Source organism: Streptomyces sp. 3N207 (assembly GCF_052246355.1).
Taxonomy (GTDB): domain Bacteria; phylum Actinomycetota; class Actinomycetes; order Streptomycetales; family Streptomycetaceae; genus Streptomyces.
This window is the reverse complement of record NZ_JBQQBV010000010.1, coordinates 1-15,059: the sequence shown is the minus strand read 5'-3', so window position 1 is coordinate 15,059 and position 15,059 is coordinate 1. Positions and strand designations below refer to the sequence as shown.

Below are 15,059 nucleotides of genomic sequence, written 5' to 3'. Positions count from 1 at the left end.
CACGGGTGCTCGACGGTGTCCCGAGGCTCACTTGACACCGTCGGCCGCGGAGGGGGGCGCCGCACCTTGGGCGGAGCCGCGCGAGTGAGGGAGAGGGGAACCGGAAAGGGGTCCGCTACCGCGCGGAGGGGACCGCATCAAGGCGGCATACGGCCGTATGCCGGCGTCCGGCATACTCGATCAGGTGAGCACGCTTCCTGAAACCCGCACCCTGCCCGTACCCGACGGCCTGGAGGGCGAGCGCGTCGATGCGGCGCTCGCCCGGATGTTCGGCTTCTCGCGGACCAAGGCGGCGGAGCTGGCCGCCGGCGGGAAGGTGCTGCTGGACGGGGCGCCGGCGGGCAAGTCGGACCGGGTGCAGGGCGGGGCGTGGATCGAGGTCGAGATGCCCCGGCAGGCGCAGCCGGTGCAGATCGTCGCCGAGCCGGTCGAGGGCATGGAGATCATCCACGATGACGACGACATCGTGGTGATCGTCAAGCCGGTCGGTGTCGCGGCCCACCCCAGCCCCGGCTGGAGCGGTCCCACCGTCATCGGCGGGCTGGCCGCCGCCGGTTACACCATCGCCACCTCCGGCGCCGCCGAGCGGCAGGGCATCGTGCACCGGCTGGACGTGGGCACCTCGGGGCTGATGGCCGTCGCCAAGTCCGAGCGGGCGTACACGCTGCTCAAGCGGCAGTTCAAGGAGCGCACCGTCGACAAGCGCTACCACGCGCTGGTCCAGGGCCACCCCGACCCGCTCAGCGGCACCATCGACGCGCCCATCGGCCGCCATCCGCAGCACGACTACAAGTGGGCGGTCACCTCCGACGGCAAGCCCTCGGTGACCCACTACGACCTGATCGAGGCGTTCCGCGCCGCCAGCCTGCTGGACATCAAGCTGGAGACCGGCCGTACCCACCAGATCCGGGTGCACATGGCGGCACACCGGCACCCCTGCGTCGGCGATCTCACCTACGGGGCCGACCCGACGCTGGCCAAACGGCTCCGGCTGGAGCGGCAGTGGCTGCACGCGGTACGGCTCGGCTTCGAACACCCCGGTGACGGGGGCTGGGTCGAGTACGAGAGCGCCTACCCGGCAGACCTCCAGGCCGCACTGGACAAGGTGCGGGCCGAGAGCTCCTGATATATGGATCAGCTCGCCCTCTTCTTCGCACTGCTGCTCGCCGCCGTCCTCATGGTCCCGCTGGGAGACAAGCTGGGCCTGCCCTCGCCGGTGCTGATGACGATCTTCGGCGGAGTGCTGGCGCTGATCCCCTCCATCCCGAATGTCTCCCTGCCGCCCGAGTTCATCCTGCCGCTGGTGCTGCCGCCGCTGATCTACGCCGCGGCCCAGCGCACGTCCTGGCGGCAGTTCGCGGCGAACAAGCGGCCGATCTTCCTGATGGCGGTCGCGCTGGTCTTCGTCACCACCGCCGCGGTGGCCGCCGTGGCCAACGCGCTGGTGCCCGGGCTCGGCGTCGCGGGGGCTGTGGCGCTGGGTGCGCTGGTGGCGCCGCCCGACCCGGTCGCCGCCACCGCTGTCGCGGGCAACGTGGGACTGCCGCGGCGGCTGGTCTCCGCGCTGGAGGGCGAGGGCCTGTTCAACGATGTGACGGCGATCACCCTCTATCACGTGGCGATCGCCGCCGCCGTGACCGGCACGTTCTCGCTGCCCGTCGCCGCCGGCGAACTGGTGCTCTCCGGAGTGGTGGCCCTCGCCGTCGGGCTCGCCCTGGGCTGGCTCGCCAACAAGCTCATGAGCTACCTGGGGGACGCCACGCTCCAGACCGGGCTGACGCTGCTGGTGCCGTTCGCCTCCTACGTGCTCGCCGAGGAGCTGATGGGCTCGGGCGTGCTGGCCGTACTGACGACGGCGCTCTACCTGGCCTCCGGGCATGCCGTGGATGCGGACGACGTCCAGGGCAGGCTGGCGGGGCAGACGTTCTGGCAGATCGTGGACATGCTGGTGACCGGGATCGCCTTCGGGCTGATCGGGCTGGAACTGCACACCATCTTCGACACCGTCCAGGAGGACTGGCGGCAGCTGCTGCCCGCGGCTCTGGCGGTCGTCGGCGTCGTCGTCATCCTGCGGCTGCTGTGGCTGCTGCCCTCCGCGTGGCTGGCGCAGCGGCTGCACCGGCGCAAGGACCTGGACGAGGACATCCCGCGCAACTGGCGGGAGACCGTCGTCGTGTGGTGGGCCGGAATGCGCGGGGTGGCCTCGGTCGCGCTGGCGCTGGCCGTCCCGCTGTCCGTCGAGCCGGAGGCCGGGGGCGGTGCGTTCCCCGGCCGGGAGGCGATCATCTTCATCGCCTTCGCGGTGGTGATCGTCACCCTGATCTTCCAGGGGCTGACCCTGCCCCGGCTGGTGACGCGGCTCAACGTGCAGTCCGACAGCGCCGCCGAGCGGGAACTGGAGCGGCAGCTGGCGCTGCGCGTCGCCAAGGCGGCCCGCAAGCGGCTCAAGGAGATCGAAGAGGTCGAGGAGCTGCCGGAAGAGGTCTCCGAGGCGCTGCTGCGGAGGGCCTGGGACGTGGGCGCGCGGATCTCCCCCGAGATCGTCGGCGAGGAGCGCCGGGCCGCGCACAGCAAGCGCGTGGCCCGGGCGCAGAAGATGCGGCGGCTCCAGGGTGAGCTGCTGTCCGCCGCGCGGCACGAGGTGATTGCCGCGCGCGGCGAGGCAGGTGTCGATCCGGAGGTCGTGGACCGGGTGCTGCACCAGTTGGACGTCCGCAGTTTCCGGGGGCTGTGAGGCGGGGCGGTGCCTCGGGGTGCCCCTGCCCGACGTCCGCAGGCTGCGGGTCTGTTGTGGTTGATCGCGCCCACGCGGCGGAGCCGCATATGAGCACAGCCCCGCGCCCCTTCGGGGCGCGGCCTCAGACCAGCTTCTCCTGCTGGATGTACCGGATGCCCGGCAGCGCCTCCGGGTGGTAGGTCTTCAGCCAGGCGATCAGCTCCTCGCGGAGCGAGCAGCGCAGCGTCCACAGATCGTCCGAGGAGCGTGCCGTCACCGCGACCCGCACCTCGATGGTGGTGGGCGTGCTGTCGGTGACCACCAGGCTCCAGCTGCGCCCGTCCCACTCGTCGCTGGCCCGCACCAGCTCCTCCGCCCTGGCGCGCAGCTCGGCGATCGGCGCCGAGTGGTCGAGCTGGAGGAAGACGGTGCCGGTCTGCTGGGGGCCGCCGCGCGACCAGTTCTCGAACGGCTTGCTGGTGAAGTACGAGACCGGCATCGTGATCCGCCGCTCGTCCCAGGTGAGGATCACCAGATACGAGACGGTGATCTCCTCGACCGTGCCCATCTCGCCATCCACGACGACCTCGTCGCCGATCCGCACCATGTCGCCGAAGGCGATCGACAGCCCGGCGAACAGGTTGCCCAGCGTCGACTGGGCCGCGATACCGACGACGATTCCCAGCACACCGGCCGAGGCCAGCATCGAGGTGCCGAACGTCTTCATGCCCGGGAACTGGAGCAGCACCGCCGCTACCGCGATCACCGTCACCACGGCGGTGATCAACCGCCGGATCAGCGTGAGCTGGGTGCGCACCCGGCGACCGCGCGCCGGGTCGTGGGTGGCGCCCACGTACCGGGTGGCAATCGTCTCCGTGATCGCGGCGACGATCCGCAGGATCAGCCAGGCCGAGGCCGCGATCAGGACTATGGTCAGCCACCGGTCGACACCGCTTCTGTGGTCCCTGGCCAGCTGCGTGCTGTCGAAGAAGGCGCTGACCAGCGCGACGAACAGCACCGCCTGGAACGGGAAGCGACCGCTGCGCAGCAGCCCCCACATCGGGGTCTCCGGGTGGCGGACGTCGAGGCGTACCATCAGCCGGTCGACGGCCCAGGCGAGGACGTACGAGAGCACGAGCGCGCCACCGAAGACGATGACGGGCCGGAGCACGTTCTCCATGGTCGCCTTTCTCCTAGGTCTCCTGGCGAAGGCCCCGGTCGCGGCACCGGGGAGGGTGGCCGCGCGGCGGCTGCGACCGCCCGGGGACCACCGACGACCGTACCTGGCACCATGTGGAGTACCCGGCTCCAGGGCTCTCACCGGGGGCTCTTTGTGAAGGAAGTGACATCTGTGGCACCCGTACCGATCGTTCTCCTGCACTCCGTGTGCGGGCTCACCGCGGATGTGCACGCCGCGGCGGAGCGGCTCCGCACCGCGGGGCACGAGGTGATCACCCCGGACCTCTTCGACGGGCGGACCGCCCCCTCGGTCGAGGAAGGGATGCGGATGCGCGAGGAGGAGGGCAGTCCCGACCGCGACGAGCTGCTGCGGCGGGCCGTGACCGCCACCGCACCCCACTCCGACAAGGGCCTGGTCTACGCGGGCTTCTCGATGGGCGGCTCCATCGCCCAGACCCTCGCACTGGCCGACGAGAAGGCGCGCGGCCTGGTGCTGTTCTCCGGGACGTCGGACATCCCCGAGGACGCAGCGGTGGACGAGCTGCCCGTGCAGCTGCATGTCGGGGACCCCGACGCCTTCGAGCCGCACGACTGGCTGACCGCCTGGTATCTGCGGATGCAGCGGGCCGGCGCCGACGTGGAGGTGCACAGATACCCGGGTGCCGGGCACCTGTACACCCACGCCGGACTGGAGGACTACGAGGAGGAGGCCGCGGAGCGCACCTGGCGGTCGGTGCTGGGGTTCCTGGAGACGCTGTAGGACGGGTCCTCAGCGCTCGCAGCGCCCCGTGCCCCGGTTCTTGTCCGGGGCGCAGACGTAGCGGCGGTCGGCGGCGTCGTCGCTGACATAGCGGCCCACACACCGGCTCGACGACGTCAGGCCGCGCGCGACGCACCAGTCCGTCACCTCCAGGCCGCTCCGGAAGCCGCCGGAGGGGCCGGGGGTGTAGAACATCCAGTAGCCCGGACGCAGCGAGGCATAGCGGTCGCTGTCCACATAGCGCACCCCCCAACCATGGCGGCCCAGCGCAGCCTGCATCTTGTCGCGCTCGCCGGTGCCGTCCGACTTGGCGACCGAGCCGAGCTGGGCGACCCAGGTGTCGGCGAGGGAGCCCGGACCGGCCGGGGAGCCGGTCGCATCTGCGGCCGGGCTCTTGCTCCGCTCCGGCTGCGGGCTCTCCTTCTCCTTCGGCGAGGGATTCCGGGAGCGGTCCGCGTCCGTCACGGTGGGCCGCGCGCTCTGCTTGCCCTCGCCTGCGTCGGCGGACTTCCCGTCCGGCCGCGTCAGCAGGAACACACCACCGGCAACGAGGGCGCCAGCCACCACAGCTGCGAGGACAGCGAACGGGGCGCGGCCACGGCGCCGGCCCGAAGCAACCTGGTGGGTGGACACCGGGGCGGGCGCCCCGGACGGTGGCGGCGCCGCAGCGGGCCCGCGTACCGGCATCGCCGTCTCGGTCGGCAGATACGGTGTCGCTTCCCGCCCCTCCGCGACATCCGTCAGCATCCGTTCCAGCTCTGCTGCGCCGGGCCGGGCCGCGGGGTCGCTGACGAGTACGGCCTCCAGCACCGGCCCCAGGGCGCCGCTGCGTACCGGCGGCGGAACAGGGTCGTCGAGCACCGCGGCGATGGTGGCCAGCGTGGTGGCGCGGCGCAGCGGACTGTGGCCCTCCGTGCACACGTACAGCGTCAGCCCCAGGGACCACAGATCGCTCGCCGGGTCGTCGTCGATGCCCCGGATCCGCTCCGGGGCGATGAACTCCGGCGAGCCCATGAACTCGCCCGTCGCCGTCACCGTGGCCGAGCCCTGGAGCGCGGCGATGCCGAAGTCGGTGAGCACTGCCGAACCGTCCTCGCGCAGCAGCACGTTGCCGGGCTTCACATCGCGGTGCTGGATACCCGCCGCATGTGCGGTGCGCAGCGCGGAGAGCACTTCCCGGCCGAGCCGCGCCGCCTCGCGCGGCGCCAACGGGCCCTGGCCGAGCCGCCGTTCGAGCGACGGCCCGGCAACCAGCTCCATCACCAGCCAGGGGTAGGGCCCCCCGTCCACGATGTGATGGATCGTCACCACGTGCGGATGGCTGAGCCGGGCCAGAGCACGGGCCTCCCGCAGCACCCGCTCGCGCAGCGCCCGGGATCCCGCCGAATCCTCCGGTGCCGCGTCCGGGTCGTCCGGCTCGGCCGGGGGCCGGACTTCTTTCAGCGCCACCTCGCGGTGCAGGGTGATATCCCGCGCCCGCCACACGGTGCCCATGCCCCCGGCCCCAAGTCGCTCCAGCAACTCGAAACGCCCGTCGACCAGCTGTCCGCGCTGCCCGCGCTCTCCCCCTGTCATGGGGATCAGCGTACGGGTGAAGGGCGGCTCAGCGTATGGGCTGATACGTGCGCTCGACGCGCTGTGAGCCGGAGGCGGTGCGGTAGGAGCGGCGCAGCGAGGCGGTAGCGAACTTGTCGGCCTTGTCCGACAGGACGAAGTAGTCCAGCTGTGCCCGCGCCGCGTCCACGTCCAGCACCCCGAAGCCGTGCGAGTCCATGTCCACCCAGCGCACATGGCGGTTGGCGGCGCGGACGGCCGTCTCGGCGACGCCCGAGAGGGTGTCGGGGGCGACGTGCAGGGTGTCGTCGAGGTTGTCGGAGGTGACGGAGGTGATGACGAACTCCGTGGCGACCGGGGCCTCCTCGGGGTAGTCGGCGGCGCGCAGCGGTACCTCGTTGGCCCAGTTCGTATGGATGTCACCGGTCAGGAAGACGGCGTCGGTGACCCGGTTGTCGCGCAAGTGCGTGAGGAGTTCGCGCCGGTCGTCCGCGTAGCCGTCCCACTGGTCGGTGTTGACGGCCAGCCCTTCCTCGGGCACGCCCAGGCACTCGGCGAGCGGGCCGAGGAACTTGGCGGGGACGGAGCCGAAGGCCACCTGGGAGATCATTACCGGGTTGCCGACCAGCTTCCAGCGGGCGGGGGAGTCCGCCAGGCCCTTCTTCAGCCAGTCCAGCTGCTTGCGCCCGGTCAGCGTCCGGGCCGGATCGTCGATGTCCTTGCCGTCGCCCACCTTTGCCTGTGCGTCGCGGAACGAGCGCAGATCCAGCAGATGCAGCTCGGCCAGCCGCCCGAAGCGCAGCGTGCGGAAGGTGGTGCCCGCGGTGGAGGGCCGCACCGGAAGCCACTCGAAGTACGCCTGCTTCGCCGCGGCTATTCGCCTCGCCCAGTCGCCCTCGGCGGCCGGATCGTGATTGGCGGCACCGCCCGACCAGGCGTTGTCGGCGAACTCGTGGTCGTCCCAGATGGCGACGAGCGGATGCGCCGCGTGCATGGCCTGCAGATCGGGGTCGGACTTGTAATGGCCGTGCCGGACCCGGTAGTCGGCGATCGAGACGATCTCGTGCGGGGGCTGCACGGTCCGTACGACGGCGTCCCCCGCGGGGTACTCGCCGTGCCCGTACTCGTAGATGTAGTCGCCCAGGTGCAGCACCGCGTGCAGGTCGGAACGGGCCGCCAGATGCCGGTACGAGGCGAAGTAGCCGCCCTCGTAGTTGGCGCAGGAGACCAGCCCGAGACGCAGGTTGGAGACCTCGGCGCTCTCGGCGGGCGCGGTACGGGTGCGGCCGGTGGGGGAGTGGACACCCCCGGCCGTGAAGCGGAAGTAGTACGTGGTGGCCGGGCGCAGTCCGCGCACATCCGCCTTCACGGTGTGGTCGGCGGCGGCCTCCGCCTTCACGGTGCCGTGCGCCACGGCGGTGGTGAACCCGCGGTCCTCGGCCACCTCCCAGGCCACCTCGACCGGTGCGCCCTTGCCCGAGCCGGGGACGGCGCCGGGCTCCGGGGTGACCCGGGTCCACAGCAGCACCCCGTCCGGGAGGGGGTCACCCGAGGCCACACCGTGCACGAACGCGGGACCGGCGTCGGCCGCGCTCGCGGCGGGCAGCGCGCCCGCGAGCGGCAGCAGCGCGGCACCGGCCGCGCCGGCGGCGACCACGGCGCGGCGCCGTGGCGCGGGCACCGGTCCCTTGGCTCTTCCGGGCAGGACTTGTTCGGTTCTCGTGGAGTCGGTAGAAGTCACGAGCGGCCATGTTACGCATCAGTAAGGGCGAGGGGCAGACCGCAGATTGCGGTCTGCCCCTCGTCGCGCAGGGCTCTGCGTCGGCTACTTCTTCTTCTCCTTGCCCGACTTCAGGTCCACGCCCATGTCCTTGAGCTTGGCGGGCACGTCCTGCGGCTCCACCTGCTTACCGTCGATCTTGATGGTGGGGGTGCTCTGGACCTCGGCGCCGTTGAAGCTGGCGATCATGTCCTTGGCCCACTTGTTGTACTTCTTCTTGCTCTTGACGGCCTTCTCGAACGCCTTGTTGTCCTTCAGCTCCGGGACCGTGTCCGAGACCTTGAGCAGGTAGTTGTTGTCGGCGAACTTGTCGGGCCCCTGCTCGCTCGGGTGCCACTTGGCCGAGTACAGCTGCTGCTTGTAGTCCGCGAACGCCTTGGGGCTCACGGCCTTGGCGGCACCCAGGGCGCGGGCGGCGTTCTTGGAGCCGGAGCCGCCCATGTTGCCGTCGATGATCGCGCCGAGGTGGATACGCAGCTTGTACTTGCCCTCCTCGGCACCCTTCTGGAGCGGCTCGCCCACCGCCTGCTCGAAGCTGGCGCAGGCCGGGCAGCGCAGGTCCTCGTAGACGTCGATGGTCTTCTCGGCCTTGGCACCTCCGGTGGTGACGGCCATGTCGTCGCCGCTGGAGTCCTGGTCGTTCAGCTTGGCGATGAAGACGCCGATACCGGCCACCACGGCCAGCACCCCGACCACCGAGAGCGCGACCAGCAACTGCCGCCGCGTCCGCTCCTTCTTGGCCTGCTTCTCCCGCTCGATACGCAGCCGCTCGCGGGCGGCGCGCTTGGCTTCCGAACTGTTGCGCTTGCTCATGACTGTTCTTCTCCGTATGTCCGTACGCGAAAGGAAACCTGCTCAGACCGCCGGTGCGGCGGTGGCGAGCGCAGGCGGCCCGCGACGGTGTACGGAGTGGGTCAGCAGCGGCAGCGCGCGGGGCTCACCAGGCTCCGGCGTACGCCGGAGCAGGGCCGGGCCGCCGCCGCGGAAGGTACGGCGGACGGCCACCGCGAGCTGCAGCGGGCGGAAGGCAGTGGCCGCCACGGCGCGCAGCAGCCCGGCGAGGGCCGCCTCGCCGCGCCGCAGCCACAGCGCTGCCAGCAGGCCCACGGCTACATGCGCGGCCAGCAGCAGCCAGGGCAGCGCCGCGCCCGGCACACCATGGACGCCCAACGGGTACGCGCCGGCCTCGCCGCCCCGCGCGGCCATCCGCGCCAGCGGCGTGCCGACGCTGCCGCCACCGCAGAGCAGCTCGACGCCTACCGAGCGCAGCGGCCCGGTCACCGGCCCGCCGGCCTGCCCGTAGCAGGCGTGCTGGCCGGTGGTGAAGACGGTGTCCGCCGCCAGCTCAAGCGGGATCAGCAGCGCCGCGATCCGCACGAAGCTCCGCTCCCGCCCTGCCAGCGCAAAGGCGAGGGCGAAGATCACCGCCGAGACCACGAGGAACGGGCGCAGCGGGACGGGGGAGCCGGAGAGCAGCACATGGGCGCCGGAGGACAGGGTGACGCACAGGGCCGTGAAAAGCCCCGCACGTGCTGTCCTTACCCCTGCTGCTCCCATGGTGACCGAGTGTGCCATGGGATCGCGTAAGCGGTCTCTAAAGGGCCGGATCCGGGGGCCCGGCAATTCCCGGAGCCCCCCTGCGACCGTGCTCAGACCCCCGGAATACGCCCATTGCGGAAGAGGTCCACGAAGATCTGGTGATCGCGGCGTGCCTGCGCGCCGTATGTGTGGGCGAAGTCGACCAGCATCGCGCGGAAGCCGTCCTCGTCCGCCGAGATCGCTGCGTCGATGGCGCGCTCCGTGGAGAACGGCACCAGACTGTGGCCGCTCTCCGCCTCGTCCGCCGCCCCGTGCATGGTCGCTGTCGCGCGGGCGAGATCGGCGGTGACCTGCGCGATCTCGTCCGGGTCCGACAGCTCCGACCAGTCCAGGTCCACCGCGTAGGGCGAGACCTCGGCCACCAGCTGGCCCGCGCCGTTCAGCTCCGTCCAGCCCAGCCACGGGTCGGCGTGCGACTGGAGGGCACGCTGCGAGATGACGGTGCGGTGCCCCTCGTGCTGGAAGTAGTCGCGTACGGCCTGGTCGGTGATGTGCCGCGAGACGGCCGGGGTCTGCGCCTGCTTCATATAGATGACCAGGTCGTTCTCAAGGGCGTCGCTGTGGCCCTCCAGCAGGATGTTGTACGAGGGCAGCCCCGCGCTGCCGATGCCGATGCCGCGGCGGCCCACCACGTCCTTGACGCGGTGGGCGCCGTGCCGCTCGCGGCCCTCGTGCGGCGGGAGGGTGTGCAGGTAGGCGCCGAACGCCTCCAGGACCGCGTCCCGCGTCTCCTTGTCCAGCTCGATGGACCCGCCGCCCGGGCTGAAGCCGCGCTCCCAGTCGCGGATCTCGGTCATGGTGCCCAGCAGCCCGAAGCGGGTGTTGGCACGGGCTGCGCGCAGCGCGTCCAGCACGGGGCCGCGTGCGGTCTCCAGGGTGAGGGTGGGCGGCTCGCTCTCGGCGGTGCCGGAGGCCATGACGCGGATGCGGTCCCGGTAGGCGTCGGCGTAGGTGGTCACCAGCGCGGTGATCTGCTCGTCACTGAGCGCTTTGCTGTAGCCCAGCAGCGCCACGGAGGCCGCGAAGCGCTTGAGGTCCCAGGTGAAGGGGCCTACGTACGCCTCGTCGAAGTCGTTGACGTTGAACAGCAGGCGGCCGTTGGCGTTCATGTACGTGCCGAAGTTCTCGGCGTGCAGGTCGCCGTGGATCCACACCCGGCTGGTGCGCTCGTCCAGGAACGGGCCGCCGTCCCGCTCTTCGTGAAGATCGGCGTAGAAGAGGCAGGCCGTGCCGCGGTAGAAGGCGAAGGCGGAGGACGCCATCTTGCGGAACTTCGTACGGAAGGCCGCCGGGTCGGCGGCGAGGAGGTCGCCGAAAGCGGTGTCGAAGACCCGCAGGATGGTCTCGCCGCGCTCTGCTGCCTGGCCTGCCGTGGTCATGGGTGCGCTCCGTAAGGCGGTAGGGGACTGAAGCGGTGTAGGACGAATCGAGTGTCCAACGTACGGCGACGGGGCATGGTGCCCGGTCGGTTCCACAGCGGGCCGTCGGCCCGGACGGACCTTCAGCGGTTGTCAGTGGCGGGTCGTAGACTCCTAGGCCGCCCCAGAAGACCCGCGCCCGGAGGTGGCCTTCGTCGTGACCGACAAGCCCTTCACACATCTGCACGTGCACACGCAGTACTCACTCCTCGACGGCGCAGCCCGGCTGAAGGACATGTTCAACGCCTGCAACGAGATGGGCATGTCGCATATCGCGATGACCGACCACGGGAACCTGCACGGGGCCTACGACTTCTTCCACTCCGCAAAGGACGCCGGGGTCACACCGATCATCGGCATCGAGGCGTATCTGGCACCCGACCACCGCAGGAACACCCGCCCGGTCAAGTGGGGCACCCCGCACCAGAAGCGGGACGACGTGTCGGGTAACGGTGCCTACACCCATATGACGATGTGGGCCAGGAACGCCACGGGGCTGCACAATCTCTTCCGCGCCCAGTCGCGCGCCAGCCTGGAGGGCTTCTTCCGCAAGCCCAGGATGGACCGCGAACTGCTCGCCGAGTACGCCGAGGGCCTGATGGCGACCACCGGCTGCCCCTCCGGGGAGGTGAGCACCAAGATCCGCCTCGACATGGAGGACGAGGCCCTGAAGGCCGCCGGGGAGTACCAGGACATCTTCGGCAAGGAGAACTTCTTCGTCGAGCTGATGGACCACGGCATCGACATCGACAAGCGCGCCAGGGACGGTCTGGAGCGCATCGCGAGGAAGATCAACGCGCCCTTCGTCGTCACCAACGACTCGCACTACACCTACGAGCACGAGGCGGCGGCGCACGACACCCTGCTGTGCATCCAGACGGGCAGCAACCTCTCCGACCCGGACCGCTTCAGCTTCGACGGCGCCGGCTACTACATCAAGTCCGCGGAGGAGATGTATGCCATCGACTCCTCGGACGCCTGGCAGTCGGGCTGCCGCAACTCCCAGCTGCTGATCGCGGAACGCATCGAGACCGAGGGCATGTTCGAGCCCAAGAACCTGATGCCGAAGTTCGATGTGCCTGAGGGGTACGACGAGATCTCCTGGTTCCGCGAGGAGGTGCGGCGCGGCATGGCCCGCCGCTACCCGGACGGCGTTCCCCAGGACCGCCAGGAGCTGGCGGACTACGAGATGAAGGTCATCATCGACATGGGCTTCCCGGGGTACTTCCTCGTGGTCGCCGACTTCATCAACTGGGCCAAGGACAACGGCATCGCGGTCGGCCCGGGACGTGGCTCTGCGGCGGGCTCCATCGTCTCGTACGCCATGGGCATCACCGACCTCGATCCGGTGACCCACGGGCTGATCTTCGAGCGGTTCCTCAATCCCGAGCGCGTCACCATGCCCGACGTCGACATCGACTTCGACGAGCGCAGGCGCGGCGATGTGATCCGTTATGTGACGGACAAGTACGGCGCCGACAAGGTCGCCATGATCGGCACCTACGGCACCATCAAGGCCAAGGCCGCCATCAAGGACGCCTCCCGCGTGCTGGGCTACCCGTACGCGATGGGCGACCGCATCACCAAGGCGATGCCCGCCGATGTGCTCGGCAAGGGCATCCCGCTCTCCGGCATCACCGACCCCAAACACCCCCGCTACAGCGAGGCGGGCGAGGTCCGGTCGATGTACGAGAACGAGCCGGATGTCAAGAAGGTCATCGACGCAGCCATGGGCATCGAGGGCCTGGTACGGCAGATGGGCATGCACGCGGCGGGCGTGATCATGTCCAGCGAGCCGGTCATCGACCACGCGCCGATCTTTTCGCCGAAGAACGACGGCACGGTCGTCACGCAGTGGGACTACCCCAGCTGTGAGGCGCTGGGCCTGCTGAAGATGGACTTCCTGGGGCTGCGCAACCTCACCATCATGGACGACGCGGTCAAGATGATCCGCAAGAACAAGGGCGTCGACCTCAAGCTTCTGGACCTGCCGCTGGACGACCCCAAGACCTTCGAGCTGCTGTGCCGCGGTGACACGCTGGGCGTCTTCCAGTTCGACGGCGGCCCCATGCGCTCCCTGCTGCGCATGATGAAGCCCGACCACTTCGAGGACATTTCCGCCGTCTCGGCGCTGTACCGCCCCGGCCCGATGGGGATGAACTCCCACATCAACTACGCGCTGCGGAAGAACGGCCAGCAGGAGATCACTCCGATCCACCCGGAGCTGGAGGAGCCTCTCAAGGAGGTCCTCGACATCACCTACGGCCTGATCGTCTACCAGGAGCAGGTACAGAAGGCAGCCCAGGTCCTGGCCGGTTACTCGCTCGGACAGGCCGACCTGCTGCGCCGGGCCATGGGCAAGAAGAAGAAGGAGGTTCTCGACAAGGAGTTCGTGAACTTCCAGAAGGGCATGCGGGACAACGGCTACTCCGACGCCGCCGTCCAGGCCGTCTGGGACGTGCTGGTGCCGTTCGCCGGATACGCGTTCAACAAGGCGCACTCCTCCGCCTATGGGCTGGTCACCTACTGGACGGCGTATCTGAAGGCCAACTACCCGGCCGAATACATGTCCGCGCTGCTCACCTCGGTGCGGGACGACAAGGACAAGTCGGCGGTCTACCTCAACGAGTGCCGCAAGATGGGCATCAAAGTGCTCCCGCCGAACGTCAACGAGTCGGAGGCGAACTTCACCTCGAAGGACGACTCCACCATTGTTTTCGGTCTTACGGCCGTCAGGAATGTGGGCCAGAATGTGGTGGACTCGATCGTCAAATGCCGAAAGGCCAAGGGGAAGTACTCCTCTTTCCCTGATTTCCTCGACAAGGTTGAGGCCGTCGTCTGCAACAAGCGCACCGTCGAGTCGCTGATCAAGGCCGGTGCCTTTGATGAGATGGGGCACACGCGTAAAGGGCTGACCGCGCAGTTCGAGCCGATGATCGACAACGTGGTGCAGGTGAAGCGGAAGGAGGCCGAGGGGCAGTTCGATCTCTTCGGTGATCTGGGCGGCGAAGCCGATGACTCAGGCCCCGGCTTCGGGCTGGATGTGCAGTTCTCCGAAGATGAGTGGGACAAGACGTATCTGCTCGCGCAGGAGCGGGAGATGCTGGGACTCTATGTCTCCGACCATCCGCTCTTCGGGCTGGAACATGTGCTGAACGACAAGGCCGACGCCGCCATTGCGCAGTTGACCGGCGGTGACTATTCGGACGGCTCGATCGTGACCATCGGGGGGATCATCTCCGGGCTCCAGCGGAAGATGACCAAGCAGGGGAATGCGTGGGCGATTGCCACCGTGGAGGACCTGGCGGGTTCCATCGACTGCATGTTCTTCCCCGCTACGTATCAGTTGGTCTCCACGCAGTTGGTGGAGGACGCGATCGTTTTCGTCAAGGGGCGGCTCGACAAGCGGGAGGATGTGCCACGGCTGGTCGCGATGGAGTTGCAGGTTCCGGATCTGAGTGAGGCGTCGGCGTCCGCGCCGGTCACCATTACGATTCCGACCGTGAAGGTGACGCCGCCGCTGGTGGAAAAACTCGGGTATGTGCTTACCCAGCATCGTGGGTCCAGTGAGGTGCGGGTTCGGTTGGAGGGGGCGCGGAAGACGACGGTGCTGCGGCTTGATAGGCACCGCGTTACCCCGGACCCCGCGCTCTTTGGTGACCTCAAGGAATTGCTGGGCCCCTCCTGCCTCGCGGGGTGACCCTCTGCGGGTCCCTTGCCGTCGCTTGAGGGGGCACCCACGTGAGGGCCGTCGCTTGTGGGGGGCACCCACGTGAGGGCCGTTGCTTGAGGGGGCACGCCTCGTTTCGTTTTCGGCTGCCTGCCGGTGCTTGTGGGGGCACGCCTCGTTGCGTTTTCGGCTGCCGCCGACAGGTCGTGTCGGGGGGCTCCGCCCCCCAACGGCCCCCCGCCAGGTGGGCTTCGCCCCCCTAGAACCCCCCTTCCGCAATCCCGCTTCCTATTGACGTGAGGGATCTCCGCCAGCAGTTGCTGCCTTTTGTCTGCACGTGGCGCCCATATCTGGGGTGGGTGAGAGCGCCCATGCTCCAACCT

10 protein-coding genes are annotated in these 15,059 nt (G+C 69.5%); 4 read left to right on the top strand and 6 right to left on the bottom strand.

What is annotated here, in order from left to right:
• Window positions 1-184: 184 nt before the first annotated feature.
• Together ACTWP9_RS17090 and ACTWP9_RS17085 are read left to right on the top strand one after the other, a co-directional pair.
• Window positions 185-1,126, top strand: a complete 942-nt coding sequence (locus tag ACTWP9_RS17090; protein ID WP_443247030.1) for an RluA family pseudouridine synthase — start codon at window positions 185-187, stop codon at window positions 1,124-1,126.
• A gap of 3 nt (window positions 1,127-1,129) precedes the next feature.
• Window positions 1,130-2,734 carry a Na+/H+ antiporter gene (locus ACTWP9_RS17085; RefSeq protein ID WP_443247029.1) on the top strand — a complete coding sequence of 535 codons (1,605 nt, stop codon included), beginning with the start codon at window positions 1,130-1,132 and terminating at the stop codon, window positions 2,732-2,734.
• 124 nt (window positions 2,735-2,858) lie between these two features.
• Here ACTWP9_RS17085 and ACTWP9_RS17080 read toward each other — a convergent pair whose 3' ends face one another.
• On the bottom strand, window positions 2,859-3,896 hold the full coding sequence (locus ACTWP9_RS17080; RefSeq protein ID WP_443247028.1) for a mechanosensitive ion channel family protein: 1,038 nt from the start codon (window positions 3,894-3,896) through the stop codon (window positions 2,859-2,861).
• Between the two features lie 171 nt (window positions 3,897-4,067).
• On the opposite strand from ACTWP9_RS17080, the gene ACTWP9_RS17075 reads away from it, so the two are divergent.
• The gene (locus ACTWP9_RS17075; protein ID WP_443247027.1) at window positions 4,068-4,655 is read left to right on the top strand and encodes a dienelactone hydrolase family protein; all 588 of its coding nucleotides are present in this window, start codon (window positions 4,068-4,070) and stop codon (window positions 4,653-4,655) included.
• A 9-nt stretch (window positions 4,656-4,664) separates the two neighbouring features.
• On the opposite strand, the gene ACTWP9_RS17070 is transcribed toward ACTWP9_RS17075, so the two are convergent.
• The 5 genes from ACTWP9_RS17070 to ACTWP9_RS17050 form a co-directional block, all read right to left on the bottom strand.
• Complete coding sequence (locus ACTWP9_RS17070) at window positions 4,665-6,230, bottom strand: serine/threonine-protein kinase (RefSeq protein WP_443247026.1); 1,566 nt, start codon at window positions 6,228-6,230, stop codon at window positions 4,665-4,667.
• A gap of 28 nt (window positions 6,231-6,258) precedes the next feature.
• The gene (locus tag ACTWP9_RS17065) at window positions 6,259-7,890 is read right to left on the bottom strand and encodes an alkaline phosphatase D family protein (protein ID WP_443247243.1); all 1,632 of its coding nucleotides are present in this window, start codon (window positions 7,888-7,890) and stop codon (window positions 6,259-6,261) included.
• 144 nt (window positions 7,891-8,034) lie between these two features.
• The gene (locus ACTWP9_RS17060; RefSeq protein ID WP_443247025.1) at window positions 8,035-8,802 is read right to left on the bottom strand and encodes a thioredoxin domain-containing protein; all 768 of its coding nucleotides are present in this window, start codon (window positions 8,800-8,802) and stop codon (window positions 8,035-8,037) included.
• 42 nt (window positions 8,803-8,844) lie between these two features.
• Complete coding sequence (locus ACTWP9_RS17055; RefSeq protein WP_443247024.1) at window positions 8,845-9,546, bottom strand: hypothetical protein; 702 nt, start codon at window positions 9,544-9,546, stop codon at window positions 8,845-8,847.
• Between the two features lie 92 nt (window positions 9,547-9,638).
• A complete protein-coding gene (locus tag ACTWP9_RS17050; protein WP_443247023.1) occupies window positions 9,639-10,967 on the bottom strand; it encodes a DUF2252 domain-containing protein in 1,329 nt (442 codons plus the stop codon).
• Between the two features lie 196 nt (window positions 10,968-11,163).
• Here ACTWP9_RS17050 and dnaE point away from each other — a divergent pair, with 196 nt between their 5' ends.
• A complete protein-coding gene (gene dnaE / locus ACTWP9_RS17045) occupies window positions 11,164-14,706 on the top strand; it encodes a DNA polymerase III subunit alpha (RefSeq protein WP_443247022.1) in 3,543 nt (1,180 codons plus the stop codon).
• Window positions 14,707-15,059 lie beyond the last annotated feature (353 nt).

Excerpts from the sequence above, each read along its gene's own strand:
- ACTWP9_RS17055 (WP_443247024.1), bottom strand. The coding sequence starts at position 9,546 with ATGGGAGCAGCAGGGGTAAGGACAGCACGTGCGGGGCTTTTCACGGCC.
- ACTWP9_RS17070 (WP_443247026.1), bottom strand. The coding sequence starts at position 6,230 with ATGACAGGGGGAGAGCGCGGGCAGCGCGGACAGCTGGTCGACGGGCGT.
- ACTWP9_RS17085 (WP_443247029.1), top strand. The coding sequence starts at position 1,130 with ATGGATCAGCTCGCCCTCTTCTTCGCACTGCTGCTCGCCGCCGTCCTC.
- ACTWP9_RS17060 (WP_443247025.1), bottom strand. The coding sequence starts at position 8,802 with ATGAGCAAGCGCAACAGTTCGGAAGCCAAGCGCGCCGCCCGCGAGCGG.
- ACTWP9_RS17050 (WP_443247023.1), bottom strand. The coding sequence starts at position 10,967 with ATGACCACGGCAGGCCAGGCAGCAGAGCGCGGCGAGACCATCCTGCGG.
- ACTWP9_RS17080 (WP_443247028.1), bottom strand. The coding sequence starts at position 3,896 with ATGGAGAACGTGCTCCGGCCCGTCATCGTCTTCGGTGGCGCGCTCGTG.